Origin of the sequence: Deminuibacter soli, from assembly GCF_003412455.1 — a bacterium.
Lineage (GTDB): Bacteria > Bacteroidota > Bacteroidia > Chitinophagales > Chitinophagaceae > Deminuibacter > Deminuibacter soli.
In genome coordinates, this window is sequence record NZ_QTJU01000004.1 from 314,561 (window position 1) to 338,602 (window position 24,042).

Here is a 24,042-nt window from a genome sequence, read left to right on the forward strand (position 1 = left end):
AGCTTAAAGCTTGTAGCTGGTTTTTAAAAAGTTTTGCAGAGCCGGTAGCGGCGAAACGAATATGGACAAACATATACTGATTATTGATGATGATGCCCGCAATATTTTTGCGCTTACAGCTGTGCTGAAGGCAATGGGCTATCAATGTATTTCAGCCCTGGCTGCCGAAGAAGGGCTGCAACTGCTGGCCACACAACCCAATATAGGACTGGTGTTGCTGGATATTATGATGCCCGATATGGACGGCTACCAGGCCATTGCGCATATACGCGGCAACCCGGCCACTACAGGCATGGTGGTGTTTGCCGTAACGGCACAGGCCATGATCGGTGACCGGGAAAAATGCCTGGAAGCAGGCGCCAATGAATACATATCCAAACCTATTGACGTTGATATATTGACCGCATTATTACAGAAATACCTTTAAATACTATCGTTTGGAAGGAAACTATGTGAAGGATGATGAAGTGGAGCTGCTGCTGAGCGATCTGCTGGATGCATACGGGTATGATTTTACCAACTATGCACGCGCTTCTATTAAACGGCGGATTAACCGGCTGTTTTTGCTGGACCGGTTTCCCAGTTTTGCTGAAATGCGCTACCGTGTTAAAAACGATCCTGATTACCTGCGCCGCGTTGTAGAACAGATATCGGTAAATGTAACCGAGATGTTCCGGGACCCCGCGTTTTATAAAACCCTCCGCAACTATGTGCTGCCCATGCTGGCAACACGGCCATCGGTAAAAATATGGCATGCAGGCTGCGCAACAGGCGAGGAGGTATATTCAATGGCCATACTGCTGAAAGAAGCAGGGCTGCTGCACAAATCACTGTTGTATGCCACAGACATTAACCCGGTTGCACTGGAGAAGGCGCGCAAGGGTATTTTCCCGATCAGTGAAATGAAGTATTATTCCGAAAACTATATTCTCTCCGGCGGAAAGTCGGAGTTCTCTTCTTATTATACTGCACAATACAACTGGGCCAAGTTTGATGAAACACTCAGCCGGCGCATGATACTGGCCACACACAACCTGGTTTCAGACAGCTCGTTCAACGAGTTTCAGCTGATCATTTGCCGCAATGTGCTGATCTATTTTGATAAGGTGCTGCAGGATAAAGTATTCAAATTATTTGATGCCAGCCTGGAATCACTCGGCTACCTGGCGCTGGGTTCAAAGGAAACGCTGCGGTTTTCTTCCATTGTAGGCCATTACCGGCAGATAGAGAACAGGGAGAAGATCTGGAAGAAAGTGAAATGAAGCTGCAAGCTTCGAGCCGCAAGCTACGAGCCGATAGCTTTCAGGAAGAGCGGAGCGAAGGTTTATAGCGGAGCTATAAGCGGATTTTTTAAACAGGCAAGAATCACAGGGGTGATGAAGCCCATATTCCCCAGAAATGCATTAGAATAAAATAGATGTGTTGACTGGTAGCATTTTTTCTTAGAAAAATAAATCAGGTTGCTTATTTTAGCTACTTCACGGGGCATCTGAAGAAAATTTCTACTGTTTTGAAGGAGAATGGCTACAAAGAAAAAGAACTGCTGACGCAAACGTCAACCGGGTGCGAAACCGCATTCAGGGAACTGTTTGTGTTGTACCGCAACAAGGTATATTCTTTTGCCATGCAGCTAACCCATCACACTGCTGTTGCCGAAGAAATTACGCAGGATGTATTTCTGAAGCTCTGGCAAAGCCGCCTTCAATTGCGCGAGGTAACACATTTTAATGCTTACCTGCGCGTAGTGGTGCGTAATACTGCTTACACTTATCTTAAGAAGATGGCCAGCGAAAAACTCGCGCTTGCCGCTATGCCACCCACCGTTTTACCATTGACGGATTGCATTACCGAACAGCAGGTTGTATTTAATGAATGCCATGGCATGCTGCAACAGGCTATTGCCCAATTACCCGGGCAACAGAAAAAAGTATACCTGCTGAGCCGGGAAGATGGTATGGCTTATACGGAAATTGCCAGCAGTATGGCCCTGTCTGTAAATACCGTGAAAGATTATATGAAGCAGGCTCTCCAGTTTATCCGCCGCTACATGCATACCCGCCTGGGTATGTGGCTGCTATGTTTCCTGCTTTGGTTGCAGGCTTAATTCCTTTTTTTAATTATTGCGTGCACTGTATTTTCTTATTGTTAATTTTTTTTCTTTTTTACCCACCCTCGCTGCATGGTTGTGTAGTCTATAGACTAACAGGGCCCGACTACGACCTGAGCCAACCAAATTTATGATGCAACAACAGCGATTGCGGCAATTGCTGCAGCTACGCATAGAACAAAAACTAACTGGTGAAGAAGCACTGGAACTGGATGCTGCTTTGGCCGACGAAGCCAATGCGCCCATGATACAGGCTTTGCTGGAAGCGTTGTACGATGAGCTGCCCCAAACACATACACTTGCTGAAAGTGCTGCTGATGCTATGTTTCAACAGGTAGTACAGCCAGAAGATAAACCTGTTATGCGAAAGCGCCGCCTGCGCGGCAGGTATGCGGCCTTGCTGGTGGCAGGCGTATTGCTCGCCAGCACGGGTGTGTGGTTGTTATACAAACCTAAGCATGCTGCCGTACTGCCGCTGGCACAGAAAACAGTAACACACGATGTGGCGCCGGGCGGTAACAAGGCAACATTAACACTGGCCGATGGATCGAGCATTGTGCTGGATGATGCCGGCAACGGCACCTTAACCCAACAGGGCAATACCAAAGTGATTAAACTGGGTAATGGCCAGCTGGCATACAATACCGCAGGAGGCAGCGGTAAGCAATCATTGTTCAACACCATTTCCACACCACGCGGGGGCCAGTACCAGGTAGTATTGCCCGATGGCAGCAAGGTATGGCTGAACGCCGCATCTACACTGCGTTTCCCGGCAGCATTCCCGGCAACGGAGCGCGAGGTGGAACTTTCTGGCGAAGGTTATTTTGAAGTAGCGGCAGCAACAACGCCGTTTAAAGTGAAAGTGAATAATATTTCGGTAGATGTGCTGGGTACACATTTCAACATCAACGCTTACCCCGATGAAACAGGCACACGTACTACTTTGTTACAGGGAGCCGTGAAAATAAGCTCGGCCTCGGGGCAAAACATATTAAAGCCCGGTGAAGAAGGCGCAGCGGACAATAATGGCGGCATACACGTGAAAGCAGCAGATACAGAAGATGCAGTAGCCTGGAAGAACGGCATCTTTTCTTTTCATGGCGATGATGTGCAAACCGTAATGCGTGCGCTGAGCCGCTGGTACGATGTGCAGGTGAGCTACGAAGGAAAAATACCCGAGCACCGCTTTGAAGGCCGCATCTGGCGCAACTATACACTGGCACAGGCGCTCGCTGTGTTACAGGCCAGTGATGTACATTTTAAAATTGAAAACCGGAACCTGGTGGTATTGCCATAAACAATATAACTGCTACTTATTATGCAACGACAACTACATGGAAAAACGCTTCCGCAAAAGGAAGTTCTAACAGCCAAGGGCTGCAGAGTAATGAGAATAATTGCCTTCCTGCTCTGCATGGCCTGCCTGCAGGTTAGCGCCAAAGGCCTTACGCAGGAAATTTCACTTACAGCCAGCAAGGTGCCGCTGAAGAAGCTGATGGGTGAAATAGAAAAACAAAGCGGGTATTTTTTTCTGTACGACCAGACACTGGAGCTGAATGCCAAAGTGGATGTGCACGTGCAGCACGCCTCTTTGCAGCAGGTGTTAAACCTGTGCTTTAAAGACCAGGGGCTGGAATACCAGATTGTTGAAAAGAACATTGTTATTAAAAAGAAACAACCGGCCAAACAGGCGACCCCTGCTGTGTTTGAAGCCGTGGCTGATTCGTCCGTAATTATAAAGGGTAAGGTGCAGGATGATAAATCACTGCCTTTGGCTGGTGTATCTATCAGGCTTACCGGCTATTCGATGCAGACACAGACCGATAACCGCGGTGTATTTACCATTAAGGCGCCCAAGGCGGATGTACAGCTGGAATTCAGTTATGTTGGTTATAAGACCCAGCAACTGCAGGCAACCGGTACCATACCCATGATTATTACGCTGGAGGCAGATCAGAATAAATTGAATGAAGTAGTAGTAACGGCGCTGGGTATTACGCGTAAAGACCGGTCACTGGGTTATTCTTCACAGGCCGTAAAAGGTGACAACCTCACCCTTACCAAAGAACAGAATGCCATTGGTTCGCTGGCAGGTAAAATTGCCGGCGTGCAATTGTCCGGCTCATCCGGCGCCAGCATGGGTGGTACGCAGAAAATTCAGATTCGCGGTATGAACTCGCTGACGGGTGATGGCCAGCCATTGATTGTGGTAGACAATACACCGATCTCTGACGGAAACTTTGCCGGTAAAAACGGTCCTGATTACGGTAACCTTTCGCAGGACATTAACCCCGATGATATTGAATCTGTCAATGTGCTGAAAGGCCCTGCCGCCTCTGCCTTATATGGCTTGCGTGGCCAGTACGGCGTGGTGATGATCACCACAAAGAAGGGCAGCAAAAATGCCAAAGCCCCGGTGGTTAATCTCAGCTCAGCCTTTTCACTGGAAAAAGCCGGCAACTTTCTGCCGCTGCAGAATACATATGGTGCCGGTTCGAAACTTACTTTTGCTACCGTAAAAATCAATGGTGTTGCCACGCCTTATGTAGATGGCACCTGGGATGAAAGCTGGGGCCCTAAAATGGACGGCACCCTGGTACGTCAGCAATACAGCTTTTACCAGGCAGATCCTGATTTTGGTAAAGCCACACCGTTTGTACCACATCCCGATAATATCAAAGACTGGTTTGTTACAGGCCATACCATTAACAACAGCATTTCTATGTCGGGCGGTTCACAGGCAAGCACCTTCCGCCTGTCGTACAACAACACCGATATACGCGGTATTGAACCGAACACTTACCTGAGAAGAAACAACCTTACCTTCAATGGCTCGCTGAACCTGGCCACCAACCTGGTAGTTACAACCAGCTTCAACTATGCGCAGAACAAGGGCCAGCGTCCTTCGCAGGGATACTACAATGGTTCAAGAAATTTTTACCAGTGGTTTGAACGCTCGCTGGATATGAAAAAGCTGAAGCAGTACAAATATGCGGACGGTACTTTTTACCAGTGGAACGTAAATGATCCCGACGAAGATGGCGTACAGCGTAATGCGAAACCAATTGACTGGAACAATCCTTATTTCGAAGCATATGAAAACCCCTCTCACGATAACCGTGACCGCTTCTTTGGCAATGTGGGCTTAACTTATACCATTATCCCGGGCCTGCAGGTGAGCGGTTTTGTAAGGGAAGATACTTATACGCAGAATATTGATACACGCAATGCAGAAGGTGGCCGTTACCTGCCCAGCTTCGCTATCAGCAAATTCCAGAATAAGGAAATGAACTATGAACTGATGGCGCAGTACACCAAACAGTTTGGTAAATTCTCGCTTGCTGCAAACGTTGGTGGTAATATTCTTACACAGAACTATACTGAGCTGAACCAGGCGACTGTGGGCGGTTTTATTACACCTGCCTTCTTCAATATTTCCAATTCGCTTGAACGGCCTACGGTTTCAAATATCCAGATCCGTAAAGATATCCGCAGCGCATATGCTACAGCAACACTGGGCTGGGACAATACCTATTTCCTCGACGCAAGCCTGCGCAGGGATATCTCTTCTGCATTACCGGCAGATAACAATGCTTACCTGTATCCATCTGTGTCGGGAAGCTTTGTATTCAGCGAACTGCTGAAACTGCCTGCGCTTTCGTTTGGTAAAGTAAGGGCCAGCTTTGCTCAGGCAGGGTCAGATCTTGCAGCTTATAAAACAAATAATTTTTATGTAGTGGGCAGTCCGTACGGCACCGATTTCCCGGTATACCTGCCCGATACGCGTAACAATGCCAACCTGAAACCCTCACTGGGCACGGCTTATGAGGGCGGGCTTGAGCTGCGTTTCTTTAAAGACCGTTTATCGCTGAATGCCACTTACTACAAACAGGTGAATAAAAACCAGGTATTAACAGTAGATGTACCCGGCGGAAGCGGTTACAGCGCTGCAGTAATTAATGCCGGTGAAATAACCAACAATGGCGTGGAGTTTACCCTGGGTGGCTACCCGGTAAAAACAAAAGATTTCAGCTGGAACAGCAGCCTCAATTTTAACCGCAACAAAAACAAAATCGTATCGCTGTATCCCGGTTTAAATACCCTGCAGCTGGATATGAATACTTATTCCGGTTTCAGCGTATACCTGAACGCCAATGTGGGTGAACCCTTTGGTACACTGGTAGGCAGCGCTTACCAGCGTGATCCGAAAAGTGGTAAAATACTGCTGGATGCAGCTAACCTGCCGCTGTACAATACCACCCATAACTTTGGCTCGGTACTGCCCAAGTTTACCGGCGGCTGGCAGAATACCTTTACCTATAAAAACTTTGACCTGGGTGCTATGATCGATTTCCAGAGCGGCGGACAGTTCTTCAGCTGGACACAGATGCTGAGCGTGAAATCGGGCCAGGCAGCGATTACAGCGGCGATGAACGACAAAGGGCACAATGTGCGCGACCCGCTGGCAGATGGCGGCGGTGTAAAAGTAAATGGCATTTCTGCAGCAACAGGCCAGGAAGTAACGGCTTATGTGGATGCACGCAACTACTACCGCAACACGCTTGGTACAAAAATTTATGAGAACTGGCTGTACGACGCCACCTATATCCGCATGCGTGAAATAAGACTGGGTTACACTTTCAGCAAAGCGCAATACACCGGCCTTCCTTTTAAAAGCATCAACCTTGCGTTTATTGCACGCAATCCGTTTATGATTCACCAGAAAGCGCCGAAAGGACTTAACCCTGCAGAACTGGCCACCGGCTCCTCATCGCTTAACTGGCTTGAAACCGGTCAGCTGGCTACAACCCGTTCTTATGGTATCAGCTTAAACGTTAACTTTTAAAACAGCAGCAATGAAAAAATTCAGATACAGCCTGGCAGCACTTGTTTCCATTTCACTGCTGCACAGTTGCACCAAGTTTGATGACAATATTAATGTAAGTCCGAACTATCCCACCAACACCTCCAATGCTACACTGCTCACGTATGCTGAAACGCAGCTGCAGTACACAACGGAATCGCCTTACGGGATATTGTTTGCACAGCAACTCTCTGAAAAGATATATACCGATGCATCGCGTTATACAACGGTGAACTACGATTATTACTGGATTTATACAGGTCCGCTCATGAACCTGAACCTGATACTGAACAGCAATATTCTTAACGACCAGTACGGCTCTAAAAACAACCAGCTGGCTGTAGCGCGTATACTCAAAGCTTATTTCTTCTGGCATGCTACCGACCGTTGGGGTGATTTGCCTTATAAAGAGGCACTGGCGGGTGAGAAGAACTACACACCTGTATACGATACACAGCAATCTATATACACCGATTTGCTGAAAGAGCTGAAAGAAGCAGCAGCGCAGATAGACAATGGCGCCGGTGTGGCAGGTGATATTATGTACGGCGGAGATATGGATAAATGGCGCAAGCTGGCCAATACGCTGCGTATGCTGGTTGCACAACGCCTCAGCAAAATAACGCCGGATATTGCGCAGGCAGAATTCGCCGATGCCTATGCCAATGGCGGCTTTACCGGTAATGACGACAACTGGGTGTACAGGCATATCGCTGAAACAGCCAACCAGAACTACTGGTACTATGTATTCAGCATTCAAAACCGTTTGTGGTATTGCATCAGCGAGCCGCTGGTGAATTACATGAAACCCTATGGCGATCCTCGTTTGAGTACTTATGCTGACCCCAATGAAGACGGTGCGTACGTGGGCTTGCCGTACGGGCTGGATGCCAATGCTGCCGCCGGTTATGCACCTGCCGATGTATCGTACCTTGGTGCTGCTATCCGCAAACAGGATGCACCTTCTTACCTGGTTACTTATGGCGAGTTGTTGCTGGCACAGGCAGAGGCTGCTAAAAAAGGCTGGATCAGCGGTGGTGATGCTACTGCGGCGGCTGACTACAATGCAGCTATTACGGCTTCGGTAGCGCAATGGAACAATGGTGATACTACCGGTGTGGGCGCATACAAATCGCACGACGCTATTGCTTATGACGCAGCCAATGCATTAAAACAAATCGGTTACCAGCGCTGGGTACATTTGTACATGAACGGCTACGAGGCCTGGGCAGAGTGGCGCAGAACCGGTTATCCTGAATTGCAACCTGCACCCAATAACAACAACCAGCCTGTTCCCAGAAGACAGGGTTATCCAACTACAGAACCCAATATCAATACGGCTAACTATAAAAAAGCGATTGATGAGCAGCCGGGTTTAAATGGCAAAGATGACCTGAATGGCCGTGTGTGGTGGGACAAACAATAGTAAACAACAGCACAACGAAACTGGCAATAAATATTCCCCTTACATGAGAAAACAATGTTGGTTAGCAGCACTGTTCATTTTTCACCTGGCAGGCGCCGGTGCACAATCCGTTAAAGATAGTGTGCCGGCACCCATTGCCGGTGGCGTAGTAACCCTTTCTGTGTGCAATAACCGCTTAACACCCGATCAGCGGGCAGAGATGGTGACGCAAACATTGCTGGGTACGCCTGTTCAGATTCTGCGTAAAGACAAAGGTTATTACCAGGTACGCACGCCCGATGGCTATGTGTCGTACACGGAAATGAGCGGCGTGCAGCTGCTTGATACTACTGCATTGAAGGCATGGCTGCATGCGGATAAAATTGTATACACAGCCGGGTATGGTTATGTACTGGATGCACCGAACAAGCATGGCGCACAGGTATCTGACCTGGTAGCAGGTGATATACTGCGCGTGCTGCGTAAAAAAAGGCGTTACTACCAGGTACAGTTTCCCGACAATCGCACCGGTTATGTACCGGTAAAAGAAACGATGCCTTATACACAATGGGTAGCGCGCAAAAATCCCGATGCAGCGGCCATACTGGCTACTGCGCAGCGTTTTACGGGTGTTCCCTATCTCTGGGGCGGCACTTCGGTGAAGGGGGTGGATTGCAGTGGTTTTACCAAGAGCTGTTATTATCTCAATGGCATTGTACTTCCCCGCGATGCTTCACAGCAGGCATTGGTAGGTGAGCCGGTTGATATTACCGAACATGATACCATCAGCAACAGCAAATGCCTGCGAAACCTGCAGGCCGGCGATCTGTTGTTCTTTGCCGTAAAAAAAGGTACGCCGCAACAGCATGTGATTCATACGGCCATTTACATGGGTGGTGGCCGTTTTATACAGGCAGCAGGCATGGTGCGGGTGAACAGTATTGTGCCCGGAGCGCCTGATTTTGATGCGCGGGAATATGAGCGCCTGGTAAGCGCAAGGCGCATGCTTACGGCGATTGGAACAAATGCGGTAACGCGCGTGGAGGCGCATCCGTACTATCAGTGAGAAAGAGGAATCGAGAATCGACAGTCGAGAATCGAGATGATCGTAGCGAGTTCGATTCGTGAGTGACTTTGCGAATCTTTTTTGAATGCCCGTGGTTGCGACTGCGGGCATTTTTTTGCCATTAATCCATTCACCCATCAATCCAAATTCCCCTTAGATTTGCGATAAAGATTGCCATGTATAAACAACTGCTAACGATTGTTGCATTTGCGCTGACTGCTTTTGCTGCGCATGCACAAACGCCTTCAAACGGCTTTTTTAATGTAAAGGGTAAGGAGATTGTTGACCAGAAGGGAAAGCCATTCCTGATGAAAGGAATCAATCTCGGTAACTGGCTGGTGCCTGAAGGGTATATGCTGAAACTGGGTGATATCAGCGCGCCCAGGCTCATCAACGAAACCATTATGGAGCTGATAGGCCGCGATTCTGCAAGGCTTTTCTGGCAGCAATATCTTAATAATTATATTACCCGTGCAGATATACAATACCTCAAAAAGCTGGGGATGAATTCCATCCGCATCCCGTTTAATTACCGCCTGTTTACCAAAGAAGATTACCTGGCATCCAACGATGACCAGCGCGGGTTTGTACTGCTTGACCGTGTGATTGGCTGGTGTAAGGAAGCAGGTTTGTATGTGATACTGGATATGCACTGCGCGCCGGGCGGACAAACCGGCGATAATATCGATGACAGTTATGGCTACCCGTTTTTATTCGACAGTGAAGAAAGCCAGCAGCAAACGGCTGATATCTGGAAAAAGATTGCCGCACACTACCGAAATGAAACTACGATTATCGGTTACGATTTGCTGAACGAGCCCATTGCGCATTACTTCAACACCAGCTACCTGAATCCTAAGCTGGAGCCGGTATACAAAAAAATTACTGCCGCAGTACGCAGCGTGGATGGCAATCACCTGCTGTTCCTGGGTGGTGCGCAGTGGGATTCGAACTTCAAAATATTCGGCGCCCCGTTTGATAAAAAGCTGGTATACACTTTTCACAAGTACTGGAGTGATACCACACAAAATGTAATACAGGAATACATTGATTTCAGGGATAAATACAATGTGCCCATTTATATAGGCGAAACAGGAGAGAATACCGATGCCTGGATAAAATCGTTCAGGGTATTGCTGGAGAAAAACAATATCGGGTGGCATTATTGGCCCTATAAAAAAATGGACAATGTAAAGGGCATTGCCGAATTTAAACAACCGGATTTATACGATCTCGTTATTCAATACGCCCAATCAACACGCACTACTTTTGCCGACCTGCGTAAGGCTGCACCGGAAGATCGCGCTAAAATACACGCAGCACTGGCTGCATTACTGGTGAACTGCCGGTTTGAAAACTGTACACCGAACAAGGGGTATATCGCAGCGCTTGGACTGGGAGAGTAGCACAGCCAGGTATATATGCAAAAAGCCCATGCAGGTGATTCATTTGCATGGGCTTTTTGTTGCAAACGCTGTGCTGTTAAGCCAGTACGGCTTTAATGGCTTCAGCAATGGCAATAAGTAAACCGGTATCAGGCGGTGTATGATCGGTAATGGGATTTACGGCAATGGCGCGGTATTCCCCTTCTTCGTCGGTTTCAAAATAAACGGCGTTGCCGTTGACCAATACTTCAAAACGATGCGTGTAACCACGTACCTGCAGCTGCGCTTCTAACTGTAATTGTGTACCCTTGTAGGTAACTGGCAATAAAAACGGATCTTCCATATGCGGTAATTACCTGCAAGATGCATAGAAATTACGGCCTAGGCAAGCGCCACCTGCATGCCTGTGGCAGCAGACTGCGGTTGCATGCGGTATTCCATTTTTGTATCGAGGTGCTCGGCCTTGTTTAAAAAGTTGCTGATGTGCTGCAGCGTGTCTCGTTTTGTTTTTTTGAAATGCAGTGGTGTGTGCCAGAGTGTGGTGACTGTTTTCTTGTACACGCTTTCCAAACGGTAAAACGTAACATAAATGTGGTGGCGCATTACCGGGTTTGAAACTTTTTGATATTCTTTCGAAAAATGGCTCATCACTTCAAGCAGTGTGAGACGGAGTTTTAATAAATCGCTGTGTTCCCTGAACTGGGTTGTTTTAATACGGTTGTAGGTGGTGATTATATTTTCCATCACTATTGGTTTAAAAATGGGCTTTAAAAAAGCCGGATCAACTACAGGTTCATCCGGCTTTCAAATTCTTGATGCTTTTCGTAGGTTACAACTATTGGTGTTTTTCAAATAGCTGCCGGTCTTACGGGGCCGGCTGCATTGAAACTATTTCCAGAATCCTGCCATAGTGTGGTGGCGGGTCAAAAACCGGTGGAATTGCCTGCAAATGCTGTGATATTAATTTTGTTTATAATGCAGGCGCTGCATTGTACTGTATCCGGAGTGATGCTTTTTTTCCGCACATTTGGGTAACGCTACCGCAAACGCCGCTTTTTTGTGGTCACTACCACGTAAAAAAGCAGCCCGATAACCGGTGCCACAAGCAGGATGATTGCCCAGAACAGTTTTACCGGCATCAACATATCTGTTCGCCTGTACAGGCTAACAATTGCGGCAATCAGTACCACCAGCCATACCAGGCCCAGCACCAGGAAGATATTCATCAATGTATTGGACAAATCGGCTAACATACAACAGGTTTAAATAATGAAAAAAGCCGCGAAACCAAATGGTCCGCGGCCTATGGTATCATCCATTATTGCTAAGGATGTGGTTTGGTTAAACTGGTATCGTGCAATGTTGAACTGGAACTGTCACGGGTAGAATCAGGTGGCGAGCTGTTCATTTTGGTAGTGTCTGAAGGAAACGATGTAGACGAAGCTGAATCTGACCCGGTTTTTTCATTGTTGCCATTGCCGCAGCTGGTTGCCCATACACCGGCAGCCAGGAGGGAGGCGAGTAATAGTGTTTTCATAAGTTCAATTTTTATTACCTACTTCTCCCAATTACTCTGCCATAGTGGATTGGGTTGGTGTGGAAATATGTCACGAAGCCCGGGAATATCGAATAAAGAACAAGGAATGCCGGGTATCGGACAAGGTGCGAAGATGTCGCAGGAAGGAAAACCGTTAAACAATGGAACCAGCAAACAATTAAACAATCAATATACGATAGCCGATTACCTGTTTCTGTTGTTCAAATGGTGTTTTCTTTGGTGAAATGAAAACACAAGCCCCTGATTATTACCATTTATTGATATAATTGCCGGCTTATAATGAATGTGACTGGCATTGCGTTGGATTGAGTAAATTACAGGTATTCCCCGTCGGTTCGTTATCAACAAAATATTATGGCTGTTACGATAGAACAACTACAACAGATAGAAGCCCTGGCAGATGTGCCTGCGCCGCAACTGCAATGGCTGATTGACCAGGGTGAGGAATATTGGCTGGAGAAAGGAGATAAACTGTTCTCCATCGGCGATCACCTGGATAAAACCCATGTATTCCTGGAAGGTAAAATACGTTTGTGCGCTATGCAGCAAGGTGTATTGCGCGAGGTGTATGTGTATGATAAAGCGCATGTGGCGGGTTACCTGCCTTTTTCAAGACTGGTAACAGTGAAGCTTACCTGTGAAATTCTGCAGCGGTCGCACTTTTTAAGCATCCCCGGGCCCATTATCCGCGAAGCCATTAAGCTGCACTACGAATTAACTGCAGCCCTGGTAGGTGTTATGACCAACCGTGTGCGTGACTATACAGCATTTCAGCAGCAGACGGAAAAAATGATCTCATTGGGCAAGCTCTCCGCAGGGCTTGCGCATGAATTAAATAACCCTGCTGCCGCCATTGCGCGCACTTCCGGTTTGCTGCAAACACAGGTGGAGTTACTGACAGAATTGTTTAAGCCGCTGAGCCAGTTACAGCTTACTGCCGAACAGGTAGAAACACTCGATAAAAAGATCAACACCTTATTGTGCAACCGCCCCATGCAGATAAAAAGCATGCTGGAGCAGGCTGCAGTAGAAGATGCTTTGTATAACTGGATGGAAGAGGAGGAGCTGGATGTAAATGCAGGTGAACTGAGCGCCAACTTTGCGGAGGCAGGCATTGCAACAGCAGATCTTGATGAAATAAAGGCTTGCGCGCCCGTACAATACCTGCCCCTGCTGTTGCAGTGGATGAACAATGGAGCGGTAGCATTAAAAATGGCGGCGGATATCAGGGAAGCATCGGAGCGCATCAGCAACCTGGTAAACTCGGTGAAGAATTATACGCAGATGGATCGTGACGGCAACCTGCAGCCCACTGATATTCATACGGGCCTGCGTAATACACTGACCATGCTTGATTACAAATTGCGCAAGGGCAATGTTACTGTAGAAGAACACTTTGATTTAACGTTGCCGCAGCTGGATGCTTATCCCGGTGAGTTAAACCAGGTGTGGACCAATATCATTGACAATGCGATTGATGCCATGGCCGTAAACAAAGAGGGGGTGCTGCGCATTACCACGCAACAGGACAATGAGTTTATTGAAGTAACCATTAACGACAATGGTCCGGGTATACCGCAGGAGATACTGGCCAATGTTTTTGATCCGTTTTTCACCACCAAGGAAGTTGGAAAGGGTACAGGGCTTGGATTGGATATTGTAAACCGCATTATGCGCCAGCACAAGGGTACAGTGCGTTTGCGATCGCAACCGGGGAGCACTTCGTTTACGTTGTGTTTTCCTATTCACCTGCAATAGCGGGCATTTTATTAACGGATTACCATTATGGAGAAACCAATCATATTTACCATTGATGATGACCGGCACGTGCTGAGTGCCATTAGCAGGGATTTGAAAAGCAAGTATGGTAAAACATACCGCATACTGAGCACCACATCGGCCAGTGAAGCGTTGAGCAGTTTGCTTGACCTGAAGAACAAGAGCGAAACAGTAGCCATGTTTGTGAGTGACCAGCGTATGCCTGAAATGGAAGGTGTTGCGTTTCTCGAAAAGGCAAGGCAGTTTTATCCCGAAGCAAAAAAGGTATTGCTTACTGCCTATTCTGATACCGATGCAGCTATTAAAGCCATTAACCAGGTAAGCCTGGATTATTATCTCATGAAACCATGGGATCCGCCGGAAGAAAAGATGTTTCCTGCATTGAATGAACTGCTCGACGACTGGCAGCACGATTACAAACCGGCTTACCGTGGTATAAAGCTGCTGGGTTACCAGTTTTCACCCAAGTCGCACGAGATTAAGAATTTCCTGGCAGGCAACCTGATGCCGTACCAATGGATAGATGCACGTGGCGAAGAAGGCAAACAGCTGGCTGCACTGAACGGCATTGAACCAGGCGAATTGCCTGCTGTTGTTTTTGAAGATGGCGTGGTGCTTAAAACACCTGCATTGCGCGATATAGCTACGCATATCGGTCTTAACTCACAGGTGAAGAACGAAGTGTACGATGTGGTGATTATTGGTGCTGGTCCGGCAGGGCTGGCTGCAGCCGTGTATGGTGCATCTGAAGGTTTGAAAACATTGTTGATCGAAAGCCGTTACCCGGGCGGGCAGGCAGGCACCAGTTCACGCATAGAAAACTACCTTGGTTTCCCGAGCGGTTTAAGCGGCGCCGATTTAACACGCAGGGCAATTAGCCAGGCCACACGTTTTGGTGCAGAGCTGTTGTCGCCACAAACCGTTGCTGCTATTGAGTTGAAGGAGGGATATAAGATTTTGTCGCTGGCCGATAATACCACGGTGAACACCCGCGCAGTGGTAATTACCAGCGGTGTGGATTACCGCAAACTAGAAACAAAAGGGATTGGCGATTTCACCGGTGCAGGCATTTATTACGGCGCTGCCACTACAGAAGCAGCATCGTGTAAAGGCCGGGCAGTATACATACTGGGTGGCGGCAATTCAGCAGGGCAGGGCGCTATGTATCTTTCAAAATTTGCGAAAGAAGTATACATCATTATCCGCAAGCCTGATTTAACCGCTACCATGTCGGCCTACCTGATTGACCAGATTAACGGCACATCCAATATCACGATATTGTCTCATACAGAGATTGTGGAAGCGCGTGGCGACCAAAGTTTGAAAGAGCTAGAGTTGATTGATACGCAAACAAAGTCCACCCGTACGGTAGAAGCAGATGCATTGTATATCTTCATCGGTGCAAAGCCTTTTACCGAATGGATTTGTGAGCATGTGATCAAAGATGAAAAGGGTTTCCTGGAAACAGGGCGCGACCTGGTGGGCCGTGATTCCTTTAAAAGCTTATGGAAGCTGGAACGTGACCCCTATATGCTGGAAACCAGCTGTCCCGGCATATTTGCAGCAGGTGATGTGCGTGCAGGCGCTATGAACCGCGTGGCATCTGCAGTGGGTGAAGGGTCTATGGCAATCAGTTTTGTACACAAGTATCTGGCAGAAGTATAAAACAATTATCCTATGGCAATTTGTGAAGATATTCAGCAACTGGGTGAGCTGAAGCAACCCAAAAAACACGAATGCGAAATATGTGTAAAGAACGGCGGGCGCTGGGTGCATTTGCGCACCTGCCAAACCTGCGGCGTTACGCTGTGTTGCGACGATTCGCCTATGAAGCATATGAGTGCTCATTTTCATGCAACAGGACACCCGGTGATTATTTCAGCCGAGCCTGGGGAAAAGTGGATATGGTGTTATGCGCATGAGAGCTTTGCGGGATATGAATAGTGAGTGAAGGTAGAGCCGGTGAATAGTCAATAGTGAATGAACGAAGCATGTTTCTTTCGTAAGTCGTGAGTGATGTTAGTGCGTTTGTTGGGAAACCAAATAGACGATAGTGAGTGAATGGATGAAGCGAAGTGTTCTGCGGTGTTTTTTATTCGAAGAAGATACGCACGGTCTGGTAAAACCATTTGTTTTGCAAGGCCGTGTTTTGTTGATGCATGGATTCGGTGAAGCCCTGCAGGCCGAAGAGACCGGCCATATTGCCTTTGCTGATGGCTATTTCCAGGTAGCCTGCTGAATTAAACCAGGCCAGCTTTTCGCCGGGTGCGGCCTCGCTGTAATTGGCGCTGAGTTTATCGATGATCTCGTTGCGGGTAAATACAATTTTAAATTTGCGGCCCTTGCGCTGCTCATTGAACTCTTCCCGTGTAATATTCACCACTACATTTTCGAAGTTGTCGATAAAAATGATCTGGCCTTCCATCCAGTCAGGCCCGATGGTAGAGCGCAGCGGGTATTTTTCTTCGATGGCCACATGGGTGTTGCCGAGTGAATGAAGGGCAGTACCCTGGCTTAGTTTGTTTAATGCCGCCGCAACGGGTTGTGTGCACTGCAGCACGCCTAAATTATCCTGTTGCGGAATAGACAGGGCAATCATGCCCGGTGGCCTGGTACCGGTAATCATGGTGAGAATACCGTTGTCGGGGCATACCAGCCACTGGTTGTTGAAAGGTGCTATAAGCATGTGCTGTGGTGATGTTTCGAACAGGTTCACCAGCACAATGTGCATGCTGTTATCGGGAAAATGCCGGTAGGCACTGGTACAGATATAGGCAGCCTGCAAATAATTGAAAGGCGATAAAGTATGGGTAATATCCACAATAGTGAACGAAGGGTTTACAGAAAGTAACTGCCCCTTAATAGCGCCTACTATGTAATCGTTTTGGCCAATATCTGTTGTGAGTGTAATTATGGGCATCGATAAAAACGAGCAAAGATGGTGTTATTTAACCAGTTCACCGTTTTTAAAGTAGAATTTTCTCACGAGCTTATCAGCCAGTGCAGGGAAAAACCGGTTCATAAACACGGTTTGTTTGCCTGTGGAAGTAAGCACCAGCGTGCGTTTGCGCTTTTCAATAGCATGCAGTGTATGCACGGCACATTCTTCGGCACTCATCATCTTGCCTTCATTCATCAGTGATTCTGCCTGCGGAAGCGCGTCTTTGTTTAAAGCCACGTTGCGGATATTGGAAGCGGTAAAGCCAGGGCATACCCACATTACATGCACACCACGGTCGAGCAGCTCTGTGCGCAGCGATTCCATCCAGCCGTTTACGGCGAATTTGGAAGCAGAATAACCGCTGCGGCCCGGCAGTCCGCGGTAACCCGCAATAGACGACATGCCTACAATGGTGCCTTTGCTGGCAATGATATAGGGAAGGGCAAACTTGGTGCAATACACCGTGCCCCAGAAGTTAACATCCATTACCTGGCGTATGGTTGACAGCTCAGATTCTTCAAACAGCGCGCGCATGGAGATACCGGCGTTGTTGATTAAAATGTCTATGGTGCCGTATACGCGAACTACTTCATCGATAAATTGCTGGCAGTCGTGTTCATTGCTCACATCGGTTGCGTGTACAATAAAAGCCTTGCCTGAATATTGCTTCTGCAACTGGTACAGTTTATCATAATTTCTGCCGCAGGTGGCCACTTTAGCGCCTTCCTGCAATAAGCTGTCAACCAACGCACGTCCAATTCCTTCAGAACCGCCTGTAACAACCACCACTTTATCAGTGAAATATCCCATAGAAACGATTTATGCAACAAAAATAGTACTTCTCCCCGGCAATCCGTGCATCTGTTTGGCACTCAGTTGTATTCGATATATTTACGTAACCAAACCATTGCCCCGTATGCAACGAAGGTCTTTTATTAAAAACACCGCCCTGGCTGCAATGGCTGCAGGCATAGCCGGTTCAGACAGTCTGGCCGCCGGCCAGCAGGCAAACAAACTGCCGCAATGGAAGGGGTTTAACCTGACCGATTTTAATACGCCTGACCCCTCCAAACCCAGGCATGATACCCCGGAAGCGTATTTCCAGTGGATGCAGGACTGGGGCTTTAATTTTGTTCGCCTCCCTGTTGCGTACCCGTATTACCTGCGGTACGACCGATCTAAAAACATTACCCCGGATGAGGTTTACCAAACCGATGAACAGCAGATCAATAAAATTGAAACACTGGTACACCTGGCCCATAAATACAACATGCATGTAAGTCTGAACCTGCACCGCGCGCCCGGTTATTGCATCAACGCAGGTTTTGAAGAACCTTACCACCTGTGGACAGACCAGGCTGCCCTGGATGCCTTTTGTTTTCACTGGGGCATGTGGGCCAAACGTTTTAAAAACACCGGCACTGCCAAACTCAGTTTTGACCTGGTGAACGAACCGAGTATGCGGAAGGACATGAATGACCAGCACTCACCCGGCGGACCGGTACCCGGCGATTTATATTACAAAGTGGCAAAGGCTGCCGTTGCGGCCATACACCATGAAAACAGCGAACGCATCATTATAGCAGATGGCAACAATGGCGGCAGCCTGGTAATTCCCGAGCTTGCATCGCTGCCGGTAGCGCAAAGTTGCCGGGGATATAACCCGCATGCCATATCGCATTATAAGGCGCCCTGGGCAAGCAGTGACCCTGAGCATATGCCTGTGCCTGCCTGGCCTGGTATGGCTGGTAACAAACCCATGAACAGGGAAGTACTGGAAGCATTTTACCAGCCATGGATAGAGCTGATGAAAAGCGGAACCGGTGTGCATTGCGGTGAATGCGGCGCCTGGAAGAAAACACCGCATGCTGTATTTCTGGCATGGTTTAACGATGTGCTGGATATACTTTCTTCCAATAAGATCGGCTTTGCCTTATGGGAATTCTCGGGCGATTTCGGCATCCTTGATTCGGGCAGAACAGATGTGGCATATGAGAACTGGCAGGGCCATTTACTGGACAGGAAGCTGCTTTCGCTGCTGCAGAAATATTAATAGGCAGATGGCTGAATCATCGATACTGATTGAGTTTCAGCAGATGTGCGCTATTTTTTTTGAAAAAAAACTTTGAAAATTTGGTTCGAAAGAGAGAAATGTTATCTTTGCACTCCCAAAACAAACAAGGGTATCACAAAATGCCCGGTTTACACAGGGAATGATTTCGTAGCTCAGTTGGTAGAGCAATACACTTTTAATGTATGGGTCCTGGGTTCGAGTCCCAGCGGAATCACTTAAGAAAAGCTTCAACGTAAGTCGAAGCTTTTTTATTTTCCACTGTATTTCAGTGTCTTTATGCTTTTCTATTTCACCTCAGTCGCTCTCATAATTAGAGTTATGCCAAATCGAACTCTTTTCGCACTTCACGATTAGAACTTTACTAGGTTAATAATCAGATTACTACTCCTTATTTATTGTAATTTTTTGTTGGCAAAAGCTTCTTGTACCAATGGGGTAATCTGTTGGGACTCGAACTCCATTATTTACAAGTACCAGTGGCGATTTGATACCCATAGTCTACTGAAAATTAATCAATGAAACCATATTTTTAAGAAAACCTACTATTTAAGGAAACTTCAGCCAAAACATCGAACTCGCTTTGTGGCATTGAAATCAGCATCATTTGTTAGCTCATTATAGAAATATTTGCTTTCTGCATCATATTCAAAACAGACTTGCGTTTTTGGATTTTCACTAATATTTTCATGGCCAAAGACCTTTGCCCCAATCATTGTATTGGTTATATCATTTAAAGCACTTTGAAATGTTTTATCACCTGGAACAATCTTATCCTTTAATATAAGTCTGATCATTTTTACTTTCTTTCAAAAGGTAGCTTTAAAAAGAGTTGAACCATACGAAGAAGTTGAGGCATCTCTTTGTCAATATCTTTTCGCAAGCCTATTATATCCAATGCTACCTGTTGAAGCTCGTTGCCCATTGAGTTAATCCTTGTTTCGCAATCAAACTTTATAACGCAAAGCCTTCTTCATCGATTTCACCTCTTAGGAGTAATTCTTTTGCTTTGATTGATCTATCGAAAGGTGTTCTAAGCTTTTGTGACCTGATGTTGTTTTATAGCATACTCCTTTTGACCCGACTTATAGTATTTTTTTATAATGATTCGGAATAAACTGATGATAATCTCAGGCAGAATAAAACCTTTAAGAAATTTCATAAACTGGTCGTCTATTTTACTCGCCCTGATTCTGAATTTGCACCCGTTATAACAGTGATAGTATGCATAGTAGCTTTTACTTCCTTTGGAGACGCTTCCTGTAAGCACCCTGCAACACCCAGGGCATATAAATACGCCCCGGAAGGGGAAGTGAATATTTTTACTCTTAGGAATGATCTTTTTAGTCTGCCCTCTAACACCGATTGCACTCTCTACTTCCGAAACAGCAAGGTATAATGCGAGACCAGTTTGTTTTCAGGGATACTCAAATCAAGCATCTGTTCGATTGCCTGCACTTCGATACACATTTGCTTCAAATAAGCAATCATGTAATAAGAATCTCCTGCATTTCTACTGAACCGATCCCACGTGTAAATAATACCAAATCTGGCCGTTCTGACTTTTGTGATTGAAAGATTTTAGCATACTTTTCCATTCTGGTCTGTAGAATGTTTTTGCTGAGTGGTCTTCACGAATGATTTGAAACACTGAGATATTATTTACCTCACAGTACTGAATCAAACGATCTTCTTGGTTTTTAATTGAATAGCCCTTAATGGCCCGCTCATCCGTACTGACACGAATGTAGAGAATGGCTGTTGACATAGCTTTCTCATAATAACGCAAAAGTTATATATGAGAATGTTCGGAATAGTCAAGTAAATTGGAATAATACCTTAACAAAGGAGTTAAGAATTTGCAGGTCTTCTTGTCAACCGTTTATCTGCCAATGCAAGATACTTCATACCTGACTGGTCAAATATATCTTCTGCTCTTTCAATTTGTAAGGCAGAATAAACTGCATTTGCAAAACCGGGAAGCCCTACAATAACACCTCCTAAAGTTCCTGCTGTCGCTAATCCCACGCCAGCCCCGATAATACCGCATACCGTTCCATAGAATATTTTTCCAAATTTATTTTCATTCATTTTAGCTGATAATTCTTCTTTTCTTAGTTTGAGTTCATTGATTGTTTCCACAAATAATGGCGTACCTTCTTCAATAGCCGGATTTAACACAATGAGTTCAATACAGTTTTTAAACGCTTTTAATATATCGAGGTGTTTTTCTTTAAATTTCTTGAGTTGGGCTAAGTCTAATTGTTTAGGAAACGGTATCAGTTCATTTAGTATCAGCTCTCTTTTTTCGTTTTGGATTGTAAAAGCTTGAAATTCTTTTTTTGATTCACCAGGTTTGAATCGTTTTCTAACTGTATCAGTTGTAGGCTGGTATTTAAGCTTACCGCCAATTACGGAAGCCAAAAAATTCATCAGTTCATTAGCCGTTCTTTGTTCTACAATGTACCATTCTCCATCTTGTCTCACTGCAAGCCCTGCTTGTTCTAACTGATAAAAAATCTCTCCATCAAATTTATCAATATGAATTCTTGGGCCATTCAATGCAAACTTATCCCGGTGAATTCTTCCAAATTTACCAAGCTGGAATGCATTCAGTCTTTTCTTTAATTTAAAATCCTCACTTTTTATATAGTCAATAAATGGTGCTGAAATCCTCCAGGGATGCTCTAACACTTCAAGGGGATTTACCGGCTCAACTAATTCCATTCTTACCATATCTTTCATAAACGGGTCGTAATCCTCCGGATGGTAAAAATATCTTTGAGGAACGATAGAGGCTACTTTGTCATAATACAGTAGCACTCGTTTTGTCCAATCCGTTTGCGGAATATTAATATATGGATAGTAAAGTAAATTTTCCATAGAAGAATTAATTAAAATTTTTAGAATAGCTTATTTCCAGTTAGGGTAGTCAATAATATGAACCAGTTCTTCCAGCACAATTCGTAAATCGTCTTTCAGTTTGTCCAAATCATTTTTACGGGCAATGTATCTTCTGTTATGCGCACTTAAATCTCCCATCTTCTTTAAGCTCGGTAAACTGTTCTTCGCATTTCTGCCGATATTCCACGTTGTTTCGGATTTAAAGATTTCTATTAAGTCACTCAGGTAATAAAAGTTATCGCTACTATTTTTGAGTTTATTTGAAATATTATGACGTTCAAATGCTTCAATAATTAATACTTCTAATAGTTTTCTTGTCATTACAGAACAGGCATCATATAATCCCTGGTCGTAACAAGCCGCAGCTTGTTGAGATATGGTGGTTAAGTAACCTCTTGTATTGTCGAACAATTCCAATGGAAAATAATTATTGGTCGGAACTACTACCCGGGGCACATTCATCAATGCATCTATCTCACTCTTTTTAGAACGTTCCAAATGGTATGTGCCTTTTTGTAAAATAAACTTTGGTGTTTTACCTTTAACTTTCTTGGTGTTGTTTTTAAGGTATTGGGGGATATTCGAATACTTCGTCGTCTTCAATTCATCAAAGCACACTTTAATATCTTTTGCAGTAGCGCCTTCATTCCCTTTTACAATAGTATGATAATAGACAAAATAGTCTATTTTACTGCTTGCTGTAAAGGTGTCAAAATCATTAATCCGGTGAACAAATGTATCCAATGTCATATCTTAATCTTTTTTATTCCAAAACTTTATCTTATTTATACCTTTGGTAGTTATTTCAATATTTGAATTGATTGTTTTCAGCCAACCTGTGCGAGTTTTGGTATTTCCCAGACTCTTTGCCATATTCTCAGGAATTTTATGATTTACTTCGTCATAACAGGTATAAAGATGGTCTAACGTTACGGATGTAATTTTAAGAACTTCAGATAAGTAATGAGTAAAAAGAAGGTTTCTTTCGTTATCATTTTTTATTTTAAAATCCTTAATAAAATCAACTAAACTTTTTTTTCCAGAAGGATAAAAATCTATTTCAGTAAGCCTTTTAGGAGAGAAAGCAGCAACTGAAGTTTTCTTTTTAACTGTGCTACTACCTTTACTTTCTGACACTTGCTCTGATTCGACTTTTTTCGATTTTTGTTTATTTAGCTTAACCGAGGAGCTACTTGTTCTTGAGATGATTTCTTTTGCTTTTTCGATTCCATTATCCAGGATTGAATAATCATCTGCTAATGGATTAATGAAGTTGCCTTGAACAGCTCTCTTTATATATATTGAAAGAGCACTCTTTTTATTATTGTCCAGTCTATTTGATTCTTCATATTTTTCAATTAAATTTTGCCTTGTAAAAGTATCTTTCCCGTAATTAGAAGCATAAAAAGCATACACCACAATCCATTCCGTTTCTGTTCCGGGAAGATTTTTCATAGCAACAGCTTTCAATGTCGGGTATTCTTCCTGTTTTGCAGTATCGGTCTGTACCGGTTTATGAATTGCTTCAGTTTTGGGAAGTGTATTTCCATTGTTTACAGCTTCCGCTTCTGCAAAGTCAGCCGTTTCTTTATGTGCTCCATTAAAATCATTGAGGGGAGGAAAGCTTGAAGCAATTGCTCTCATCCTTCCGGCAGCAGCGGCATCCCGTAAGGTTCCGGCAAGGTCTTTAGCCACATCATCACTAAATGTTGCTTCGATAGTCCTGTCAGTCGCTGTTTCGTGCAAACGAAAAGTGTTGATATTTTGATGTGAGCCGGTCTTTATTTCTGCTCGCACTTCGTTAGGCGTACCGCAATTAACACAGCCAGCATCATCTTTTTCTAATGATGAACCGCAGGATTTACACTTAACTTGTGTAAGACACCCACCGCAAAAGTAACCTGTCTGTCGTAGAGGTTTGGAACAATTATAGCAGTTTGTTTGTAGATTTGTTTCCATCGC

At 45.4% G+C, this 24,042-nt stretch carries 23 protein-coding genes and 1 tRNA gene; 13 read left to right on the forward strand and 11 right to left on the reverse strand.

Annotated elements, in window-relative coordinates:
* Window positions 1-61: 61 nt before the first annotated feature.
* The 8 genes from DXN05_RS13700 to DXN05_RS13735 all read left to right on the forward strand — a co-directional run bounded on the left by DXN05_RS13700 (window position 62) and on the right by DXN05_RS13735 (window position 10,848).
* Window positions 62-427: a response regulator gene (locus DXN05_RS13700; protein WP_116847828.1), complete on the forward strand. Its 366-nt coding sequence runs from the start codon at window positions 62-64 to the stop codon at window positions 425-427.
* Between the two features lie 10 nt (window positions 428-437).
* Window positions 438-1,262, forward strand: a complete 825-nt coding sequence (locus tag DXN05_RS13705; protein ID WP_116847829.1) for a CheR family methyltransferase — start codon at window positions 438-440, stop codon at window positions 1,260-1,262.
* 248 nt (window positions 1,263-1,510) lie between these two features.
* A complete protein-coding gene (locus DXN05_RS13710) occupies window positions 1,511-2,104 on the forward strand; it encodes an RNA polymerase sigma-70 factor (RefSeq protein WP_158559246.1) in 594 nt (197 codons plus the stop codon).
* 133 nt (window positions 2,105-2,237) lie between these two features.
* Window positions 2,238-3,404, forward strand: a complete 1,167-nt coding sequence (locus tag DXN05_RS13715) for a FecR family protein (RefSeq protein ID WP_116847831.1) — start codon at window positions 2,238-2,240, stop codon at window positions 3,402-3,404.
* Between the two features lie 90 nt (window positions 3,405-3,494).
* A complete protein-coding gene (locus DXN05_RS13720) occupies window positions 3,495-6,953 on the forward strand; it encodes a SusC/RagA family TonB-linked outer membrane protein (RefSeq protein WP_245975210.1) in 3,459 nt (1,152 codons plus the stop codon).
* A gap of 10 nt (window positions 6,954-6,963) precedes the next feature.
* On the forward strand, window positions 6,964-8,397 hold the full coding sequence (locus DXN05_RS13725; RefSeq protein ID WP_116847833.1) for a SusD/RagB family nutrient-binding outer membrane lipoprotein: 1,434 nt from the start codon (window positions 6,964-6,966) through the stop codon (window positions 8,395-8,397).
* A 43-nt stretch (window positions 8,398-8,440) separates the two neighbouring features.
* On the forward strand, window positions 8,441-9,442 hold the full coding sequence (locus tag DXN05_RS13730) for a C40 family peptidase (RefSeq protein WP_158559247.1): 1,002 nt from the start codon (window positions 8,441-8,443) through the stop codon (window positions 9,440-9,442).
* Between the two features lie 176 nt (window positions 9,443-9,618).
* Window positions 9,619-10,848 carry a glycoside hydrolase family 5 protein gene (locus tag DXN05_RS13735; protein ID WP_116847835.1) on the forward strand — a complete coding sequence of 410 codons (1,230 nt, stop codon included), beginning with the start codon at window positions 9,619-9,621 and terminating at the stop codon, window positions 10,846-10,848.
* A gap of 76 nt (window positions 10,849-10,924) precedes the next feature.
* Here the strand turns inward: DXN05_RS13735 and DXN05_RS13740 are convergent, their stop codons facing one another.
* From DXN05_RS13740 to DXN05_RS13755, 4 genes are all read right to left on the reverse strand, one after another.
* On the reverse strand, window positions 10,925-11,170 hold the full coding sequence (locus DXN05_RS13740; RefSeq protein ID WP_116847836.1) for a hypothetical protein: 246 nt from the start codon (window positions 11,168-11,170) through the stop codon (window positions 10,925-10,927).
* Between the two features lie 38 nt (window positions 11,171-11,208).
* Window positions 11,209-11,571 carry a hypothetical protein gene (locus tag DXN05_RS13745; RefSeq protein WP_116847837.1) on the reverse strand — a complete coding sequence of 121 codons (363 nt, stop codon included), beginning with the start codon at window positions 11,569-11,571 and terminating at the stop codon, window positions 11,209-11,211.
* 293 nt (window positions 11,572-11,864) lie between these two features.
* A complete protein-coding gene (locus DXN05_RS13750) occupies window positions 11,865-12,080 on the reverse strand; it encodes a hypothetical protein (protein ID WP_116847838.1) in 216 nt (71 codons plus the stop codon).
* A 71-nt stretch (window positions 12,081-12,151) separates the two neighbouring features.
* Complete coding sequence (locus tag DXN05_RS13755) at window positions 12,152-12,364, reverse strand: hypothetical protein (protein ID WP_116847839.1); 213 nt, start codon at window positions 12,362-12,364, stop codon at window positions 12,152-12,154.
* Window positions 12,365-12,739: 375 nt separating this feature from the next.
* Between DXN05_RS13755 and DXN05_RS13760 the strand changes: the two genes are divergently transcribed.
* The 3 genes from DXN05_RS13760 to DXN05_RS13770 are packed head-to-tail and all read left to right on the forward strand — an operon-like array spanning window position 12,740 to window position 16,108.
* The gene (locus DXN05_RS13760) at window positions 12,740-14,143 is read left to right on the forward strand and encodes an ATP-binding protein (RefSeq protein ID WP_116847840.1); all 1,404 of its coding nucleotides are present in this window, start codon (window positions 12,740-12,742) and stop codon (window positions 14,141-14,143) included.
* A gap of 27 nt (window positions 14,144-14,170) precedes the next feature.
* Complete coding sequence (locus tag DXN05_RS25200) at window positions 14,171-15,829, forward strand: FAD-dependent oxidoreductase (protein ID WP_116847841.1); 1,659 nt, start codon at window positions 14,171-14,173, stop codon at window positions 15,827-15,829.
* A 12-nt stretch (window positions 15,830-15,841) separates the two neighbouring features.
* Window positions 15,842-16,108 carry a UBP-type zinc finger domain-containing protein gene (locus DXN05_RS13770; RefSeq protein ID WP_116847842.1) on the forward strand — a complete coding sequence of 89 codons (267 nt, stop codon included), beginning with the start codon at window positions 15,842-15,844 and terminating at the stop codon, window positions 16,106-16,108.
* A 148-nt stretch (window positions 16,109-16,256) separates the two neighbouring features.
* Here the strand turns inward: DXN05_RS13770 and DXN05_RS13775 are convergent, their stop codons facing one another.
* Together DXN05_RS13775 and DXN05_RS13780 are read right to left on the reverse strand one after the other, a co-directional pair.
* Complete coding sequence (locus tag DXN05_RS13775; RefSeq protein WP_116847843.1) at window positions 16,257-17,084, reverse strand: SAM hydrolase/SAM-dependent halogenase family protein; 828 nt, start codon at window positions 17,082-17,084, stop codon at window positions 16,257-16,259.
* Window positions 17,085-17,108: 24 nt separating this feature from the next.
* Window positions 17,109-17,915: an SDR family oxidoreductase gene (locus tag DXN05_RS13780; protein WP_116847844.1), complete on the reverse strand. Its 807-nt coding sequence runs from the start codon at window positions 17,913-17,915 to the stop codon at window positions 17,109-17,111.
* 106 nt (window positions 17,916-18,021) lie between these two features.
* On the opposite strand from DXN05_RS13780, the gene DXN05_RS13785 reads away from it, so the two are divergent.
* Window positions 18,022-19,158, forward strand: a complete 1,137-nt coding sequence (locus DXN05_RS13785; RefSeq protein WP_116847845.1) for a glycoside hydrolase family 5 protein — start codon at window positions 18,022-18,024, stop codon at window positions 19,156-19,158.
* 162 nt (window positions 19,159-19,320) lie between these two features.
* A tRNA-Lys gene (locus DXN05_RS13790) sits at window positions 19,321-19,393 on the forward strand.
* Between the two features lie 343 nt (window positions 19,394-19,736).
* On the opposite strand, the gene DXN05_RS13795 is transcribed toward DXN05_RS13790, so the two are convergent.
* From DXN05_RS13795 to DXN05_RS13815, 5 genes are all read right to left on the reverse strand, one after another.
* Window positions 19,737-19,973: a hypothetical protein gene (locus tag DXN05_RS13795; protein WP_116847846.1), complete on the reverse strand. Its 237-nt coding sequence runs from the start codon at window positions 19,971-19,973 to the stop codon at window positions 19,737-19,739.
* A gap of 716 nt (window positions 19,974-20,689) precedes the next feature.
* Window positions 20,690-20,944: a recombinase family protein gene (locus tag DXN05_RS25260; RefSeq protein ID WP_116847847.1), complete on the reverse strand. Its 255-nt coding sequence runs from the start codon at window positions 20,942-20,944 to the stop codon at window positions 20,690-20,692.
* A gap of 83 nt (window positions 20,945-21,027) precedes the next feature.
* A complete protein-coding gene (locus tag DXN05_RS13805; protein WP_116847848.1) occupies window positions 21,028-22,059 on the reverse strand; it encodes a kinase in 1,032 nt (343 codons plus the stop codon).
* A gap of 30 nt (window positions 22,060-22,089) precedes the next feature.
* Window positions 22,090-22,830, reverse strand: a complete 741-nt coding sequence (locus tag DXN05_RS13810) for a DUF4145 domain-containing protein (RefSeq protein WP_116847849.1) — start codon at window positions 22,828-22,830, stop codon at window positions 22,090-22,092.
* A 3-nt stretch (window positions 22,831-22,833) separates the two neighbouring features.
* Entirely contained in the window at window positions 22,834-24,039 is a 1,206-nt protein-coding gene (locus DXN05_RS13815) for a zinc ribbon domain-containing protein (protein WP_147313920.1), read from the reverse strand.
* Between the last annotated feature and the right edge of the window lie 3 nt (window positions 24,040-24,042).

Bases quoted from the DNA above. Each gene is read 5' to 3' on its own strand.
- DXN05_RS13775 (WP_116847843.1), bottom strand. From the start codon at position 17,084: ATGCCCATAATTACACTCACAACAGATATTGGCCAAAACGATTACATA.
- DXN05_RS13805 (WP_116847848.1), bottom strand. From the start codon at position 22,059: ATGGAAAATTTACTTTACTATCCATATATTAATATTCCGCAAACGGAT.
- DXN05_RS13815 (WP_147313920.1), bottom strand. From the start codon at position 24,039: ATGGAAACAAATCTACAAACAAACTGCTATAATTGTTCCAAACCTCTA.
- DXN05_RS13715 (WP_116847831.1), top strand. From the start codon at position 2,238: ATGATGCAACAACAGCGATTGCGGCAATTGCTGCAGCTACGCATAGAA.
- DXN05_RS13795 (WP_116847846.1), bottom strand. From the start codon at position 19,973: ATGATCAGACTTATATTAAAGGATAAGATTGTTCCAGGTGATAAAACA.
- DXN05_RS13745 (WP_116847837.1), bottom strand. From the start codon at position 11,571: ATGGAAAATATAATCACCACCTACAACCGTATTAAAACAACCCAGTTC.
- DXN05_RS13770 (WP_116847842.1), top strand. From the start codon at position 15,842: ATGGCAATTTGTGAAGATATTCAGCAACTGGGTGAGCTGAAGCAACCC.
- DXN05_RS13735 (WP_116847835.1), top strand. From the start codon at position 9,619: ATGTATAAACAACTGCTAACGATTGTTGCATTTGCGCTGACTGCTTTT.
- DXN05_RS13740 (WP_116847836.1), bottom strand. From the start codon at position 11,170: ATGGAAGATCCGTTTTTATTGCCAGTTACCTACAAGGGTACACAATTA.
- DXN05_RS13700 (WP_116847828.1), top strand. From the start codon at position 62: ATGGACAAACATATACTGATTATTGATGATGATGCCCGCAATATTTTT.
- DXN05_RS25260 (WP_116847847.1), bottom strand. From the start codon at position 20,944: ATGTCAACAGCCATTCTCTACATTCGTGTCAGTACGGATGAGCGGGCC.
- DXN05_RS13725 (WP_116847833.1), top strand. From the start codon at position 6,964: ATGAAAAAATTCAGATACAGCCTGGCAGCACTTGTTTCCATTTCACTG.
- DXN05_RS25200 (WP_116847841.1), top strand. From the start codon at position 14,171: ATGGAGAAACCAATCATATTTACCATTGATGATGACCGGCACGTGCTG.
- DXN05_RS13780 (WP_116847844.1), bottom strand. From the start codon at position 17,915: ATGGGATATTTCACTGATAAAGTGGTGGTTGTTACAGGCGGTTCTGAA.
- DXN05_RS13760 (WP_116847840.1), top strand. From the start codon at position 12,740: ATGGCTGTTACGATAGAACAACTACAACAGATAGAAGCCCTGGCAGAT.
- DXN05_RS13730 (WP_158559247.1), top strand. From the start codon at position 8,441: ATGAGAAAACAATGTTGGTTAGCAGCACTGTTCATTTTTCACCTGGCA.
- DXN05_RS13810 (WP_116847849.1), bottom strand. From the start codon at position 22,830: ATGACATTGGATACATTTGTTCACCGGATTAATGATTTTGACACCTTT.
- DXN05_RS13755 (WP_116847839.1), bottom strand. From the start codon at position 12,364: ATGAAAACACTATTACTCGCCTCCCTCCTGGCTGCCGGTGTATGGGCA.
- DXN05_RS13785 (WP_116847845.1), top strand. From the start codon at position 18,022: ATGCAACGAAGGTCTTTTATTAAAAACACCGCCCTGGCTGCAATGGCT.
- DXN05_RS13720 (WP_245975210.1), top strand. From the start codon at position 3,495: ATGAGAATAATTGCCTTCCTGCTCTGCATGGCCTGCCTGCAGGTTAGC.
- DXN05_RS13750 (WP_116847838.1), bottom strand. From the start codon at position 12,080: ATGTTAGCCGATTTGTCCAATACATTGATGAATATCTTCCTGGTGCTG.